The organism is Streptomyces sp. NPDC047017 (assembly GCF_040644175.1).
GTDB lineage: Bacteria > Actinomycetota > Actinomycetes > Streptomycetales > Streptomycetaceae > Streptomyces.
Genome location: NZ_JBEYVW010000006.1, coordinates 205055 through 219825 on the forward strand (window position 1 = coordinate 205055; position 14771 = coordinate 219825).

Sequence of the window (14771 nt, forward strand, 5' to 3'; positions counted from 1 at the left end):
CCACCATCTCCACACCGCTGTTGTCCGCGATCGAGCATGTGCTCAGCGGCCGATGTAGAGGAAACGCAGGTAGCGTGCCAATGACAGCCCGCGCTGACGGAGCTTGGCAGCCTCGACAGTCTCGCTCAGTGTCCTGTGGAGAGCGCTGTCCTGCTGGAGAGCGATCGTGCGCCGACTGAACTCCTGTTGCTGCTGTCGCGCCTGATCGCAGGCGAGAGCATGCTCTCGCCTGAGCCGCTCCTGATCTTCTTCCATCTGCTTCCGCGCTTTCACGCGCAACGCCTCGGTCTCCGTCTCCACAGCCCGGCGCTGAGCGCCGAACTGAGCCTGGCGGCGGGCGGCTCCCTGCTCGATCAGCTGTCGCTCTGATGTGCTGAGCGCGGTAGGCTGCCGAGCCTGGGCCGAGGTGACCAGGCGTTTCCGCCAGGCATCGAGGGCGATGGCCTTGGTCTCGCCGATGCCGTGTACGTCGATGACACGGCCGCTGCTCAACACGAGCGCGGCGCCCGTACTGTTGTAGTGCGTATTTTGCACAGGCCGGTAGCCGGTGAAGTCAGCTGCTGTACGGATGCCCGCCGCGGCCAGCCGGGCGGCAAGCTTCGGTCCGATGCCATGCGGCGGAGACTGGACGATCAGCCGTCGGCTGAGCTGATCCCGCACATACGCGGACTGCTTGTCGGTGAGTGCCTTGGCCAAGCTCCTACGGAGTTCGTCCGACAGCTCGTCGATCTTCTTGTCCATGTCGCGCTGCTTGCGGACCCGGCGCTTCTCGGCCTCCTTGAGCTCACCGTGGTACCGGGCTGTGAGCCTGTCCTGAGCTCGTGGATAGGCCGCGGTCCGCTTGGCCTCCGCCGCGTCGAATTTCGCCCGGTCCTTGCGCAGCTTCTCGCCCGCCTTGGCCGGGTCGTCCAGCTGGGCCAGTTCGTTCGTCAGCTTGGCCAGAAAGGCCCGTGACTGCGTCTGCTCCGTTCGACGGCCTCGGGCGAATGCCGTGAGCGCGATGGCGGCGAGGACGGGCACACCCGACCCGATCAGTGATACCGAGAACCCGGCGAGGACCATCAGGACGGTCGCAGCCAGCATGAATGGCCAGAACACAGCTGTGGTCACATCCAAAGGCCCCCGGGTACGAAAGCCAGCTGGTGCGGTGTCCGAAGAGGCGGTCGGGGTCGCCGCGGTCTGCGCGGGGACGTGCCCGGTCATCCATCCGGGCAGTCCGCCTGTGCCAGGAGGGGAGGCTGTGCCAGAGGCCGATATCCCTGAGGCCGCTGTTGTGGCGGTCTGTTGTCTGGTCACGGCTGGGGCGAGCGGAGGCAGCACGTCCAACGGCTGGCAGGCGAAGGACCGGACTTGGCCGGCGAGCCCACTCACCATCCGGTCAGGGTGCGCCAGCAGCGCCTGCAGCCTCGTGGAGCCACCGGGATTCTTGAAGTCTTCCTCGGTGAGCAGCAGGAACTCGCCACTGGGATCATGCAGCCCATTCCACAGCGCGGGATCGGTGGCGATCGCCTTGAGCGACAAGAAGATCACCCAAGCGGAAAACCGGTCCAGCGTCGCTCCGAAATCATCATTGCCTCGTAAGGGGGACTGGTAGTTGCGGTGTCCCCGCTCAGTGCCGCTCATACCGGCCAGCGCCGGGACATACATGCCGTCGTAGTCGACCAGGCGCAGCGTGTCATCACTGGCGACGAGCAGGTTGCCGTGCTGGAGGTCGCCGTGCGCTATCTCGTGGGCCGCCAGGTCACGGATCAGGGCCTCGAACCGGTCAGCCAGACGTTCGACGGCGAAACGGTGGCTGTGGTTGTCGTCGAGCCAGGAGGACAGGGTGACACCCTCGACCCAATCCATCTTCAGGACCGGGTAGCGGTCCTGCCCGACGCTGATGGCGTCGGGCAGGTACTCGAATCCCAGATTCCACGGTTGTGAGAGTTCGGCCGGGTTCAGCTGCGCGAGTCGGGAGCTGATGGCCTGATAGCGAAGTTCCTGGTCCGGGACATGACGAGTGAAGCATTTGATCGCGTACCGCTGGCCCGATGTGACCGAGGTCAGCGAGAAGACGCTCGCGAAGGCCCCGGAGACGGCACGGGGCAGACCAAGCTTGGTCAGCTCCGGCTGTGCGCCTCTCAGTTCGGGGTGATGGAAGCACAGCTGGGTATGCTGCAGCGCCTCCGCGTAGGCGGCGCCTGTGGGAAACTGACGCTGCGCGCCAGTGGCCGAACCCACGCTTACCGCCCCTCGAAATCGATGCGCACGAACGCGACGTCGTCGTTGCGCAGACGCCGGCAGCCCCGCAAACCGTTCAGCCAGTCCTTGAACCCGTCCAGGTCGTCGGGCCCGGTGAATTCCAGCAACTGTTTCACGGCGTCATCCTGGTCCCCAGCCGACAGGAGCCATGCGGCCAGGGCATCGGTCATCAGGAGCAGCCGATCGCCCGCTTCGCACCGGCCCTCCGTGAACCTTGTGCGGCGGGCCAGCAATGCCGCGTCGTGGTTACGGCTGCCGAAGAGGTCGGGGCTCGTGCCGAATTCCTCGACGGCCGCCACCGGAAAGGCCCGCACCAACCGGTTCTCATGCAAATGGAACAGGCAGCTGTCCCCCAGGGCGGCGGCACGCCAGTGCCAAGTCGGTTCGGTTGCATCGGCGTGGGAATCATCCGGATCGACGCGCACCGTCAGCAGCGTCGCGTAGGCACCGTCTGCGATCTTGGTGTGCTCGTACCACTTCAACGGACGCCCCTCCGCATGGCGCGCCTGTGTGTACCACACGAGCCAGGGCTCCCACCGAGCCACTACCGACGACGCGAACTCCTCGAAGGCCGTTCCGCCTGTCAGCACGTCCGGTAGTTCCATCGCGTGTTCGGCCGCCGTGCGGGACAGCAGACGGGCCCAGTCCTTGGCCAGCGCGCTCTCTGTCGCCCCGTCGCAGACGCCCGCGGTGAGCGGCTCCCGCAGCATGTGGTCGTGTGAGCAGCCGGGAAACACAGCGACGGCGTCCTCACATTCCGCGTCCGTGCTTCCGAGTTTGGGGGCCACGAGGTGCGTGACGTACACGCATGAGGTGGACGTCGTCACCGCAGCTCGGTGGCGCGGGTTCCGATGTCCAGGAACTGCACGACCGTGGTGATGTCCGCGTTGTAGACGAAGCCACGGGTGGTCTCACTGACCCGCTGACCCTGCGAGGCGGCGTAGGAACGCATGTGGCTGGGCAGCGGGCTCGACATGGCGAACAGCGTTCGGGCGTAGTTGTCGGGCAGGCCGTCGGGTGAGTCGGGGAAAGCCGTGGGAGTTCCGCCCGCGGCGGACACGTGCAGGTTGAACAGCAGCGCCGCTCCGTCGGCCGTGGCGTGCGCGGTGATGGCCTCGGCGGCCGCGGTGGGATCACCGTCGGTCGATTCGCCGTCGGTCAAGTTGATGACGATGGGGGGAAAGCCTGCCGGGTAACGCTCGGTCCAGGCGGCCACAAGGCTCTCGGCGTACTGAAGCGCACGGTTCATCGGGGTCCCGCCGTGGGCGACCGGGTCCATCCACAAGGGGAAGCTGACCGCGGTCTCCACCAGGCCACCGGCGCCGTCGGGCACCTTCTTGCTTCGCTCGTCGACGCGAGCCGGATTGTCCGCCACCTCGCTCAGGGGGACGATGTCCCGGCCGGCGAGCGAGCCGGCGAACGCCGAGCCCACGGTGGCGCCGTAGCCGATGACGGCGACGTGGAAGTAGTCGCGGACGCCTTCTTCCTTCGCGCATTTGACCGAGAGCTCAGTGAGGAGCCGGTTGATGGCGTCGGCGACAACATCGGCTTTCTGCTGGGGTACTTCGCCGCCGATGGGGTCGCTCATGGACGTCGACTGATCGACCAGAAAGATGATGCTCGTCGGATTGCTGCGGCTGATCTCTGCCGTGTAGGGCACGTCGGGCTCCTGCGGACTGCGAAGAAATCGGTCGTCGGAGAAGCTCGCACGACATGCTGGCGTGCCGGCCTTCAGCGCGCGGGCTGAGGCACCGAGATCCCCCGACCCCATGCTAATGCGAGGTCCTTGGCTTATGGAGGCATACTGCGTTACCGCCTTCTTCCGGCCTGTCCCGCGCAGTCCCTCATCCATCGCTGAGCCGGGCGGTCACTCGCTCCGGCCGGTCGGCCCACACGTGCCAGGCAGGCAGCCGCACGCCGTTCGGCAGCAAGGCCGCGTGGACGAGCGCGAGCCGCAGGTGACGGGCGCTTTCCGCGCCGGCGGTCGCCCCGTGGTCCAGGCGAACCTGTGCGACGCCCGTGCCTCGGCGGACGTCGAAGTCGTAGGGGTAGCCGTCAGCCGTGACGTTCCGGTCCAGCAGGATCCCGGGGATCGTGTCGGCCAGCATGAGTTGGAGCCGGTCACCGACAAGCTCATCCTGCTGTCCGGAGGTCACGGCCGAAGGCAGCGTGGCTTTGGCCTCAGCAGCATCCAGCAACGCACGGGGCATGCCCGCACGGAGCGACCAGAAGTCGCGGTCGCCGAAGACGATGAGATGCGAGCGAGCGCGAGTGATGGCCACGTTCCACAGGTTGACCTCGCGGCAGAGCCAGTTGACCGCACTCGGGCGCATGCTCGCGCTCGCGACGAGTGACAGGAGGATCACGTCCTGCTGCCCTCCTTGGAATGTGTGCACCGTCCCCACCCGCACACGCGGTTCGTGTTTCCAGCGCACGGCGATCAGATCCTTCTGGGCCCGGAAGGGGGTGACGACCCCTACCGTCGAACCTTCGGGAAGCCGCATCAGCAGCCGCTCCACCGAGAGACAGACGCGATCCGCCTCCTCCTGATTCACCCACGACCCGTTGCTGCCCTTGCGGGCCGTTCCCGTCACATCGAGCCACTGGACGGCCTCGACTCCGTCGAGGCGTCGCAGCGATCGCGGCTCGGTGAGGATGGTCAGCCGTTCACCGTAACAATGCCGATTGGAAATCCCGGCGATGTCCGGGTGACAACGGAAGTGCTCGTCCAGCAGCAGAGTCTTCCCGGCTGCCTGGGCAGCCGCGTGAAACGCGGAGTAGCGGCGATGCTCGAGCCGGTGCTCTTCGATCCAGCTTGCTCGCAATCCCGCTCCACGGTGTGCCTCCGCCTCCTGCCGAGGCTGCAGCGTCGTGATGTGCCGCAACTGCATGGGGTCGCCGATCACGAGTGCACGGCGGGCGCGAAAGAGCAAGGGCAGCACATCCGCCGTGGCGCACTGGCTGGCCTCGTCGATGATGACAAGGTCGAAGAGGGCGGCTCTGTCCCGGAATCGCCGTGGAGACCTCGCGGTGACAGCCCACCCCGACACCTGGGGCAGGATCCGTTCCAGGGAGGACCACTGCCGCGGAGACCGTGACTTCACGGCTTCGACGCGCTCATGGATGGCCGCTCGCGCGGCCATCGCCTGCTCGGCCACCAACGCCCGCAGCAGATCCGCCGCAGTCTGCCGGACCTGTCGATCGGTCTCCCTGAGCATCGTCAGCAGTTGGGAGTCGTCCGTCGCCGCATCGGCTTCCGCGCTCTTCCGCCGCCAGGCGACTTCGGCCTCCACGAAAGACAGCAGGTCGGCGAAGTTTTGGCCTTCTGGGGCAGCTTGCGCAGACAGCGGCGCGAGGCCGCGCACACACCGGCTTCGCAGCCACCCGCCGAAGATGCCTAGGCGGGCCGCCGTGCGAGCTCGGCGCAGCCACCGGCCGAGGGACACCTCGTCGCCCAGTGCCGTACTGAGTGCCATGAGATCGCTGTGGTGTCGGTCGGCGTAGGAGAAGCGCAGCCGACCGAGATCGGCCAGTTCCCGCTCCCGACCGGCGATCTCGGCGAATCGACGCCGCAGGGCCTCCTGCCTCCGCAGGTGGTTCCGCAGTTCGCCCCGGCACAACGGGGAGGACTGGTGTGGCTGTGCACTGCGGGTCAGCTGCTCCAGCGTCCGCACTTCATGCTCGACGGCGGCCTGGTTCCCCGTGCGTACCAGCAGTCCCGGCGCCAGGGCCTCGCAGCGCTCCCAGACCTCGTCCACCGCCTTGTTGTTGGTCGACGCGACAAGGACTGTCTGGCCTGCCGCTCTGGCCGTGGCGACCGCGTTGACGATGAGCTGGCTCTTCCCGGTTCCAGGCGGACCGGTGGCGACCGTGAGCTTACGGACCATGGCGGCCCGGATGACCGCCTCCTGTCCTTCGTTCAGTTCGAGCGGAGCGACGACCTGCACGTCCTGCTCGCCGCCCGCGTCCGCTTCCGGGTCCGTCGGCGCGGTGAATGCTCCGAGTGCGGTGCCCGCGAACTGCTCGACGCTGTGTCGCAGCGTTCTGTGGTCCTTCATCAGCTGAGCAGTGGCGGCGGAGTCCGTCCGTGCGGCGAAGACGATCGCCACATTGCGGGCGCCTTCGTGCGCGGCGTACAGCGATCCGCCATCGCCGAGCGATCCCGGATCGAGGTGCTCCGTGTCGGGCAGTCCCAGCTCCTGCAGCAGGCTGCGCAGGTCTCGGACCATGTCCTCCCGGAACCCCGGCCGCCAGTTGGGCTGGTACGCGGCAAGCAGTTCGTTGCCTTCGTCCTTTCCGAGCCGGTCGAGGACGAGTTTGGGATGCAGGACGATCGGTCCCGTGGGTGTGACCACACTGCGCCCCTGGGGACCGCGTTCGACCTCGATCTGGCGCATGGCGAGTGGGGCGCACACCTGCCGCTTGCCCTCGTAGAGGACAGCGACCGGGTACCCGTACCAGAGGTCGGTGCCTTCCTTGCGGGCGCGCTCGGCGAGGTCCGCGACGCGCTCCGGCGCTTGCACCGTGGTCTGTACGCCGGACAGCAGGACTTCCTCTCCCGTCGGCCAGACCACCCGTGGGGGTTCGCTGCCCACCAGTGGCAGCAGTTCGTCGGTCGCGTTCTCCGCCTCCAGGCAGTGCTGGTAGTACGCCAGCAGCCGCGTCCATTCGACAGGGGTGAAAACGGAGTCGTCGTGTGCTGCCTCGGTGGCTTTGACCGGCGCCGGTGTCATCACTCCGGCACCGTCGTCGACTGCGGTGAGCCCGGAAGGCAGTGGCTTGAGGGCCGGGATCTGACGGCCGGCGGCGGCCCGGGCAAGATAGATGTCGCCCGTCACATGGAGGCTGGACTGAGTCGGGGTCTGCCGACGTCCGTCTGGTGCCTTCTGCAAGTCACGGCTGATGTACCGGAACAGGTCGTTGGCGGACACCTGTCCGTCGCCGTCGAGGTCTGCCTGTCCCGTGTGCAGCCCCTCGACGATGGCTCTGGTGAACTGCGAGGGCTGGTCCGCATCGGTGGTGAATGCCTGCTCCCAGTGCTGTGACGCGGTGATGACATGCACTCCGCCGGCTTCGACGACCGGCGAGGAGCCCGAGTGCGTGCCGCCCTTGCTACGGAAGCCCTGCACGGCGCTGCCGCTGAAACAGCAGTCGAGCAACAGGACTTTGCGCCGAGCCGCGCACTTCTCCAACTGGTCGGTCACGAAGGAGGCTTCGAGGGCGGTCTGCTGCAGTCGGTCGGCTTCGGTGTCCGTGGTGATGTAGTACAGCTGACCGTCCTCACGGTCGTAGGCCCCGTGGCCGCTGAGATAGAGCACTACCAGTTCGTCCGGCTCGCGTTCCGCCAGGAACCGCTCGACCGCCTGCTTGATCGCCGCCTTCGACGAGTCCTCGACCTGTTCGCACTCCTCGTACCCTCCGACGGCGGGCATCTCCAGGACCTGACTCAGGTAGTGAACATCCGCCCGCACGGAGGGCAGGCCCGGAAAGGTCACGTCCTCGTAAGCGGCAGTGCCCACTAGCAGGGCATGTTTACGGCTCATCGCGCATCTCCCGGGCCGGTGCCCGGACTGTCCCGCAACGCCTTCACCTCACGCCCGGACACTCCGCCCTGGAACTCCATGACCGTCCCGTCGGAATGCACGACGCGTACCTTGCGGCTCTTGCGGACCTCGACCCACGCTCTGATGGCGGTCCTCGCCAGGGCAAGGGTGCCCGTGGTGAGAATGAGCACCACCTCCGGGGTCACCAATTGCGACCCTTTCGCGCCCTCCGTGCCTCGTCGCGGTGCTTCAGGCGGAGCAAAGCGCGCCTCGGCGCCGTCCAGCCGGTTCAGCACCTCACGGAGCTCCTTCGCTTCGAGCTCTGCGTGCTGCGGGTCGGCCCCGAACACCTGGATCCGAGTGGACCCGATCTCGTCGGACATGTTCTCCCTCGTACCGACAACTTGTCTGTGTGGATCACGGACGATGCTGAGGCGACGACACACTGGTGACGCCTCCTGCCCACCCCGATCCAAGCGCCCAGCGCCTTCGCTTGGCACCTTGGTCCGCGATCTGCAGGATGCCGTACAACGGCTCGCCCAGGTCCGCCCATCTCTCCAGAGCGTCCCGGTCCACCAGGTGAATTCCGTAACGTGGGCCGCTGGCTCTTGCCGCTGACGTGAAGCCTCCGGTGGTGACGATCACCGCGAAATGGGCCCCATGGTCGTGGCGATACGTGCCGTTGACCCGCTGCACGTCCTGGTCCCCGACCCTTCGATCCGGTCGCAGCCGCTTGCACTGAACGACGACCCGTCGTCGTGAACGATCGACGACGAGCACGTCGGCGCCTTTGTCACCCGCCCTGCCCACATGCTCCGCCGCCAGTCCGTCTCTGCGCAGCAAGGAGCAGACCGCCAACTCGAACGCCTGGGGATCCAAGCCATCGAGATGCGCCAGTGAGTAGCGCACGAGTCCCGCGGGAAGCTCCGACCGGCCGAACCATCTCCGTGCGGTCGGCCAGCCCGCTTTCAGCCCCAGTGCCAGGGCTACCACGGTCAGCATCAGCCCCGTGCGTACTGGCCACTGCTGGGCCGCCCGCCACAGACCGGCTACCCCGGCGAAGGCGACCACGCCCCACACCCCCCGAGGAACCGCGGCCCATCCCCCTTGGCTTCGTCGGCGCCGCATCAGACGGTCGCCCCGAAGAGGACCCACACACCAAAGGCCAGACCGAACAGCGCGAGTCCGGCCCAGTCGGTGATCGTGACCAAAGTGAAGGCGTGATCTCGGCAGCGCGCGAACAAGCCCCTGCGTCTGCGGCGACATGGCCGATGGAAGGTCGTCGGCCCCCCACAGCGCGACACCAGCGCGATCCCGCTGACCACCAGCGACGCTATGACGAGCAGCACCGGATCCCCCGTTCCCCGAGCAAGCCTCAATAAGTACCTGTCAAGCTCACACCGCGACCAGTACTTCTTCAGCCGAACTGGTCGAAAAGCAGGGCGCATAGGCGCGATGACGACCGACTTGCTCTCCTCGTGAGCCCCTGTGGTGCACCGCAGCGACCCCACGACAGCGCGAACGTCGCCTGCCGTGGCGAGGAGCCCAGGTGCGCCTTATGAACGCCTGCACGAGCTGCCAGATCTCGTGCCCTTCGGCTACGCTGCTGTACGCATCCGATGCCGTTCCGGTCAACGCAGGTCTGCGGCCGGACTCATAGATCACTGAGCGTTTTCAGCGTGGCCGCTGATTGGGTGACGCCGGTGAGGTTGAGGTGAGGGCCGCAACGTACGAAGTCCCCGTGCCGTTGGGGGAGGTGTGCGAAGCCTCAACCCCCCGGCACAGGAGCCTCGTTGGCTCCCTATACTGCCGCACTCGACCTGCATGCCCTCGTCGAGTGGGTCACGATGCTCATCGTCACGCGTGAGAGGTGACCGACGGTGCAAACTCCCGCCACACCAGCGTGCTCTCGTCGCTCTGGTGTACCCACACCGTCACGACACCCTCACCCGGATCGCATCCGGCTTCGCGATATCCGGCGGCACCGCCCACGCGTATGTCACCGCCGTGACCGGCCTGCTCGCCGAACGGGCACCTGGCCTGCTCAAGACTCTGCGCGAGCACGCTCCGGAGTCCGTCCTGCTGGACGGGACCCCGGCCGAGTGCGACTGCGTCGGCGACAGCCGAGCCGACTACTCGGCCAAGCACCGCCGGCACGGAGTGAACGTCCAGGTCGTCACCGACCCCACCAGTGAGGTCCTGTGGATCTCGCCCGCGCTGCCGGGCCGCATCCATGACCTGACCGCAGCCCGCACCCACCGCATCATCCGGATCTGCGAGCGTCAGGGCATCCCGACCCTCGCCGACCGCGCCTACCAGGGCGCCGGTCGCCGGGTCACCACCGGACTCAAACGGCCACCGGGCGGTGAACTCACCCTCACCCAGCACACCGTCAACCGAGCCCTGGCCGTGGCGAGGGCACCGGTCGAACACGGTATGGCACGGCTGAAGTCCTGGCAGGTCTTCCGCAGGTCACGCATCAGCCCCAGCCGCATGACCGTCATCGCCAAGCTGTCCTCACCCTGGAGAGGCAACGCTGAAAAGGCTCACTGATCCAGATGCCGTCGCATCTCCCGCGTAAGGCCATCCGATCTGTCCAAAAGCTCAAGAAGATCCCTTGCCAATAGGTCAATGCGCGCATGACACTTGCCATCATGCCCAGTCTGCTGTTCCGCCACTCGAACATAGCGGCCGGGCGTGAGGATGTACTGATTCTGCTGAATTTCATCAAGCCCCGAGGAGTGGCAGAAATCGGCCACATTCAGATATTCCTCACTCTGGCGACCAGTTCCGCGCCATACATGATACGTGCGGGCGATCTCAGAAACTTCCAGGTCTGTCAGCCGACGATGCGATCGCCCCGCCATCTCCCCCATAGCCCGCGCGTCGATGAAGAGTGTCTGGCCACGCCGATCAGTCAATCCTTCCGCGCCCCGTGGTGACTTGTCCTTGGTCAGTAACCAGATGCAGGCAGGAATCGCTGTGGAAGCGAAAAGCTGGGGCGGGAGAGCCACAATGCAGGCAACAAAGTCAGCGTCCACCAGGGCTTTGCGGATCTTGTCCTCGCCCTTCTGCTTCGACGACAGCGACCCGTTGGCCAGGACCACGCCGGCGCTACCGTGGTCGCTCAGCTTGTGGACGGCGTGCTGCAACCATGCGAAATTCGCGTTGGTACGCGGAGGAGTCCCGTACCGCCAGCGCGGGTCACCCTCCCGAAAAGCCCAATCGGACACGTTGAAAGGCGGATTGGCCAGCACGACGTCCGCACTGAGTGTCGGCCGCCGGTCCCACGCCAGTGTGTCGGCGCACCCAAGGTCCACTGAAATCTCTTGGAGATCGAGATTCATCCGGGCCAATCGCCAACTGCCGACGTTGACCTCCTGCCCATACAATGCGAGGTCGGCAGCCGGCTCCCCGCCTCGGTCCTTCACGAACTTCGCTGCTTGCGCCAGCATGCCGCCTGAGCCACAGCAGGGGTCATACACACGTCCTCGCTGTGGTTGCAGTGTCTCGACGAGCAGCCGTACCACGCTCTTGGGGGTATGGAACCCACCCCCTTTCCTGCCCTCGAATCGGGAGAACTCTGCGAGCAGTTCCTCGTAGATAGCGGGGTTTCGGACGTCGTCGAAGAGCGTGAGGAGTTCACTGATGCGCTGGCGGTCCATGCCTGACAAAAGGACGCCGGCCTGCGGGAACAGATCCTCAAGGCTCCGATCGCTGTGTCTCAGCGCGTTCAGGGCCTCGTCGATCACCGTGACTGGATCGATGTCGCGATCCCGAGTGCGTCGGACAAGAGTGTCCCAGCGAGCCACCAACGGAATCCACCTCAGTCCGTAGGCGCCATAAGCCATTTCCTCCTCACCCAAGCCGTCCACTTCCAGCTGCCGTCGTACCTGCTCAAAGGCAAGAGACAGGAAGCGAAGGTAAATCAGCGTCAGCACGGTGCTCTTGTACTGCGCCGCGTCCATGGCGCCGCGCAGCTTGTCCGCGGCTTTCCACAACAGGTCGGCGGCTGTCGTCGGCTGTGTCCTGTGCGGAGACACATTCATCACCTCTCACCGTTCGCTCGTCCGGTCATTTCGGCGACGACCAGCTTCCGGAGCGCGTGGTTCTCCTTGATAGCTGCGAGGACGCGCGCGTGGAGCGGGACTGCCACTTGGGCGAAGCGCTCTCGTACATCCTCCACAGGCCAGGACAGAGAGAACTTCGGGAACTTCTTACGGCTCATCGCGCGTGCCTGTTCTCCCTGCGTCGTAGCGATTAGCTCTCCGCTCCTGGAGCGCAGTTCGTGCAGGAGCCACATCCGGTCCGCCTCGCTCTCCGTACGCAGTGCGAGCATGCCGTTACCTGGAACGACCGGGATCGCGGCTGCCACCGTCTTCACTGCGCCCCGTCGGGGGGCGACCAACAGCGTTCCGGAGCCGCAGGCCATCTCGCGTGCCGCCCAGGTGATCTGCGCTGTCTGGTCCAGTTGCGGCGTCTTGCTGTTCAGTACCTCCTTGGGCGCCGCCCATGCGATGGCTGCCGTGCCCTCTGTCTGTTCTCTTCGAGGGAACCCGCCTATCACCTGGCACACGTCAGCAATCGGCACTCTTGACCATTGCGTCAGGCCTGTGTCGCCGGCAAAGCGGTCGAAATAAGCGTCCGCGAGTTCCGTGGCTCGCGTCGCGATGCGCGTGTTCAGCGCGATCTTCTGTTCCGCGAGGCTCATCGTCTGCAGGAGCCGTGTGCGGAGGTGGTAGGGCGGAAGGGAGACTCGAAGCTGCTTTAGGTCGGTGAGCGAGAGAGTCGCGTGTTCCTCGCCTGCGGAGCCGACCCGAAGCAGGTCGCGGGTCTCGGGCGCGGCGAGCCACCAACGGATCCAAGTGCTGATTCTGTTGGCCAGTCCAGCCGAGGTGAACCGAATGACGGCGACCGACCGGGCGGCATTCCAACCATGGTGGCGCGGCCTGGTGACCGCCGTATCCCCGATCCGACCGACCAGTACGACGAGGAGATCGTCCGTCCGCAGCGACGTACGCCGATTCTGGCTGTCCACGTCGGAAGCGATCCGAGCGAGATCACTCTCATTCACAGCCCCGTCAACGATATCGCCCGCCCGGATCATGGGTACTCCCCCCGGATCGTGCCGGCCTGGCCGCACGACGCCGTAGGACACCGATTCGATCCCTGGCATGCCGGCCAGTTCAGTGGTGATCCATCCTGGCTTCTCCACCCGCTTGGGCTCATACAGAGGGTTCATGTGTCCGCGCGCCCCATCGATTCCGCTCCGAGCACATGCCGCAGTTGCCGACTGATGGTCACGGCGTGATCGAAGCACTCGTACAACTCGTTCACCGGGCGTTCGGGGGCCTCCTCAGGCACCGAGACTCCACTGTCCACAGCCATCTGCCGGACGTAGCTGCCCGGCCCGAGGTCGAAGTCTCGCCGTGCGATGCCATCCGTACTCGCTGAATACCACCAGCTCGCGTCCTTGACTGCACTGTCACTGACCGCCTGGAAGGCCGGGGCCCCGCGCCAGCTCGCAAACACGCCGCAGACCTGGTCGATCTCCTCGTCCACTAGTCGGTAGCCCCCTTGATCGGCGCGGCCGCTCAACCACCGCGCATCGGCGAAGAGCACCTCCCCGACTCTGGAGTTCCGACCCCAGTAAGGGTTCGCGCTCTTGTCCTTGGCGAGCAGCCACAGCGTTGTGCCTGTTCGGGTATGCGGGAAGAATCGCGGGGGCAAGGCCACGATTCCGGCAAGCAGATCTCTTTCGATCAACCGCCGTCGGATGTGCCACTCCTGGGCATTGGGTCGTCTCGTGGCACTGTCAGGAAGGAGCACTACGGCCCGCCCCTGAGACGAGAGCTCGCTCAGGGCATGTTGGACCCAGGCAAAATTCGCGTTCCCCTTCGGCGGAGGGCCAAGACTCCAGCGTGAGTCCCCACTCAGCTCCTGGTGCCCCCAGTCCTTGGCGTTCAGTGGGGGGTTGGCCAATACGACGTCGGCGGACAGCTGGGTGGGCCCGGCGCACAGGCTGTCGATCGCCCTGTCACCAAGGTCGTGGCACAGTCCATTGAGCATCAGATTCATCGCCGCGACTCGGCGGGCCTCTGGGCGGATGTCCCTGCCGTGGAGATGGAGTGCACCGGTCGCACTACCGGGTTCGCGTGCCCTCCGCTCGGCAGCAACCAGGAGCCGTCCGCTTCCGCAGACCGGGTCCAGAACACGCTCACCGGTGCGGGGCACGGCCAGCCCCGCCATGAGCCGGGCCAATGGGCGCGATGTGTAATAGTCACCGCCCGAACCGAGTTGGGCCGAGTACCTGTCGAGGCAGGCGTCGAACAGACCGCCGGGCTCCTCAACCCCGGCCACTTCTCTGATCAGCACTGCCAGTGAGCGATCGGCGTCGCCACACAGCAGACGGGCCTGACCACCCTTCGGGGCCCCCTGTCCCATCGAACGGTCAAGTCCCAAGCGAGTCCACGCCGCTCTCAGAGCAGGTTCGACGGGCCCGAAGCTTCTGGGAAGGCCGTCGCCGTTCGGCCTCGGCCATGACCTCAAGAAGATCGCTTGATGAGCGAGCTGGTAGGCGAGTTCTGGCGTGGCGGTGCGACTCAGGGCGTTCAGGGCCCGCCAGACTCCCCTGAACGCCTCTGTGTCTTGGCCTGCGGTCACAGTCGTCATGAAGGCTTCAGCCAGGTGACCGCCGAGATGCCCAGCCCCATAGCACCAGCGAACGCGACGCCCCCGTACTTGATCGCCCCCATCAACTGCCCTCCGTCAGCGAACTGGACGATACCGGCCAGTAAGCCGGTGATCACTGCAGTCTGAACAACCATGATGAACAGCAGTGCTCGATGCTGCATGCTGCGACTCCTCTCGGTCCATCCGAGCAGCAGAGCTCGTGACGAGACGAAGGTAACCGTGCGCAGGCATGCGAGGCGCGCAGCATGAGATTTTGTTTTTGCCCACTCTCAATGAGCAGCTGAGTCGGCA

The 14771-nt window shown here is 66.0% G+C and carries 11 protein-coding genes and 1 pseudogene; 1 reads left to right on the plus strand and 11 read right to left on the minus strand.

Going from position 1 to position 14771, the window contains the following annotated elements; translation table 11 throughout:
* Positions 1 to 42: 42 nt before the first annotated feature.
* The 7 genes from ABZ858_RS12760 to ABZ858_RS12790 all read right to left on the minus strand — a co-directional run bounded on the left by ABZ858_RS12760 (position 43) and on the right by ABZ858_RS12790 (position 9136).
* Positions 43 to 2223 carry an AarF/UbiB family protein gene (locus tag ABZ858_RS12760; RefSeq protein WP_361375725.1) on the minus strand — a complete coding sequence of 727 codons (2181 nt, stop codon included), beginning with the start codon at positions 2221 to 2223 and terminating at the stop codon, positions 43 to 45.
* Between the two features lie 2 nt (positions 2224 to 2225).
* A complete protein-coding gene (locus tag ABZ858_RS12765) occupies positions 2226 to 3071 on the minus strand; it encodes a hypothetical protein (RefSeq protein WP_361375728.1) in 846 nt (281 codons plus the stop codon).
* Positions 3068 to 3904 (minus strand): vWA domain-containing protein, encoded by an 837-nt coding sequence (locus tag ABZ858_RS12770; protein WP_361375731.1) that lies wholly within the window; start codon positions 3902 to 3904, stop codon positions 3068 to 3070. The genes ABZ858_RS12765 and ABZ858_RS12770 overlap by 4 nt, the downstream gene beginning before the upstream one ends.
* A 184-nt stretch (positions 3905 to 4088) precedes the next feature.
* On the minus strand, positions 4089 to 7787 hold the full coding sequence (locus ABZ858_RS12775; protein ID WP_361375734.1) for an AAA domain-containing protein: 3699 nt from the start codon (positions 7785 to 7787) through the stop codon (positions 4089 to 4091).
* Positions 7784 to 8170, minus strand: a complete 387-nt coding sequence (locus ABZ858_RS12780; RefSeq protein ID WP_361375737.1) for a hypothetical protein — start codon at positions 8168 to 8170, stop codon at positions 7784 to 7786. Before ABZ858_RS12780 ends, ABZ858_RS12775 begins: the two co-directional genes overlap by 4 nt.
* A gap of 34 nt (positions 8171 to 8204) precedes the next feature.
* Complete coding sequence (locus ABZ858_RS12785; RefSeq protein ID WP_361375740.1) at positions 8205 to 8858, minus strand: restriction endonuclease; 654 nt, start codon at positions 8856 to 8858, stop codon at positions 8205 to 8207.
* A gap of 56 nt (positions 8859 to 8914) precedes the next feature.
* On the minus strand, positions 8915 to 9136 hold the full coding sequence (locus ABZ858_RS12790) for a hypothetical protein (protein WP_361375743.1): 222 nt from the start codon (positions 9134 to 9136) through the stop codon (positions 8915 to 8917).
* Positions 9137 to 9580: 444 nt separating this feature from the next.
* Here ABZ858_RS12790 and ABZ858_RS12795 point away from each other — a divergent pair.
* Positions 9581 to 10327: pseudogene (locus tag ABZ858_RS12795) on the plus strand (transposase family protein).
* A gap of 6 nt (positions 10328 to 10333) precedes the next feature.
* On the opposite strand, the gene ABZ858_RS12800 reads toward ABZ858_RS12795, so the two are convergent.
* Genes ABZ858_RS12800 through ABZ858_RS12815 form a run of 4 tightly spaced genes read right to left on the minus strand, consistent with a single transcriptional unit; the run spans position 10334 to position 14641 of the window.
* A complete protein-coding gene (locus tag ABZ858_RS12800) occupies positions 10334 to 11830 on the minus strand; it encodes an N-6 DNA methylase (RefSeq protein ID WP_361375746.1) in 1497 nt (498 codons plus the stop codon).
* Positions 11831 to 11835: 5 nt separating this feature from the next.
* Complete coding sequence (locus tag ABZ858_RS12805) at positions 11836 to 13029, minus strand: hypothetical protein (RefSeq protein WP_361375749.1); 1194 nt, start codon at positions 13027 to 13029, stop codon at positions 11836 to 11838.
* A complete protein-coding gene (locus ABZ858_RS12810; RefSeq protein ID WP_361375752.1) occupies positions 13026 to 14459 on the minus strand; it encodes an N-6 DNA methylase in 1434 nt (477 codons plus the stop codon). Before ABZ858_RS12810 ends, ABZ858_RS12805 begins: the two co-directional genes overlap by 4 nt.
* Positions 14456 to 14641, minus strand: a complete 186-nt coding sequence (locus ABZ858_RS12815; RefSeq protein WP_361375755.1) for a hypothetical protein — start codon at positions 14639 to 14641, stop codon at positions 14456 to 14458. The genes ABZ858_RS12810 and ABZ858_RS12815 overlap by 4 nt, the downstream gene beginning before the upstream one ends.
* Between the last annotated feature and the right edge of the window lie 130 nt (positions 14642 to 14771).

What these genes read in the sequence shown, in the direction of transcription:
- ABZ858_RS12775 (WP_361375734.1), bottom strand. Translation starts at nt 7,787, where the DNA reads ATGAGCCGTAAACATGCCCTGCTAGTGGGCACTGCCGCTTACGAGGAC.
- ABZ858_RS12805 (WP_361375749.1), bottom strand. Translation starts at nt 13,029, where the DNA reads ATGAACCCTCTGTATGAGCCCAAGCGGGTGGAGAAGCCAGGATGGATC.
- ABZ858_RS12780 (WP_361375737.1), bottom strand. Translation starts at nt 8,170, where the DNA reads ATGTCCGACGAGATCGGGTCCACTCGGATCCAGGTGTTCGGGGCCGAC.
- ABZ858_RS12815 (WP_361375755.1), bottom strand. Translation starts at nt 14,641, where the DNA reads ATGCAGCATCGAGCACTGCTGTTCATCATGGTTGTTCAGACTGCAGTG.
- ABZ858_RS12810 (WP_361375752.1), bottom strand. Translation starts at nt 14,459, where the DNA reads ATGACGACTGTGACCGCAGGCCAAGACACAGAGGCGTTCAGGGGAGTC.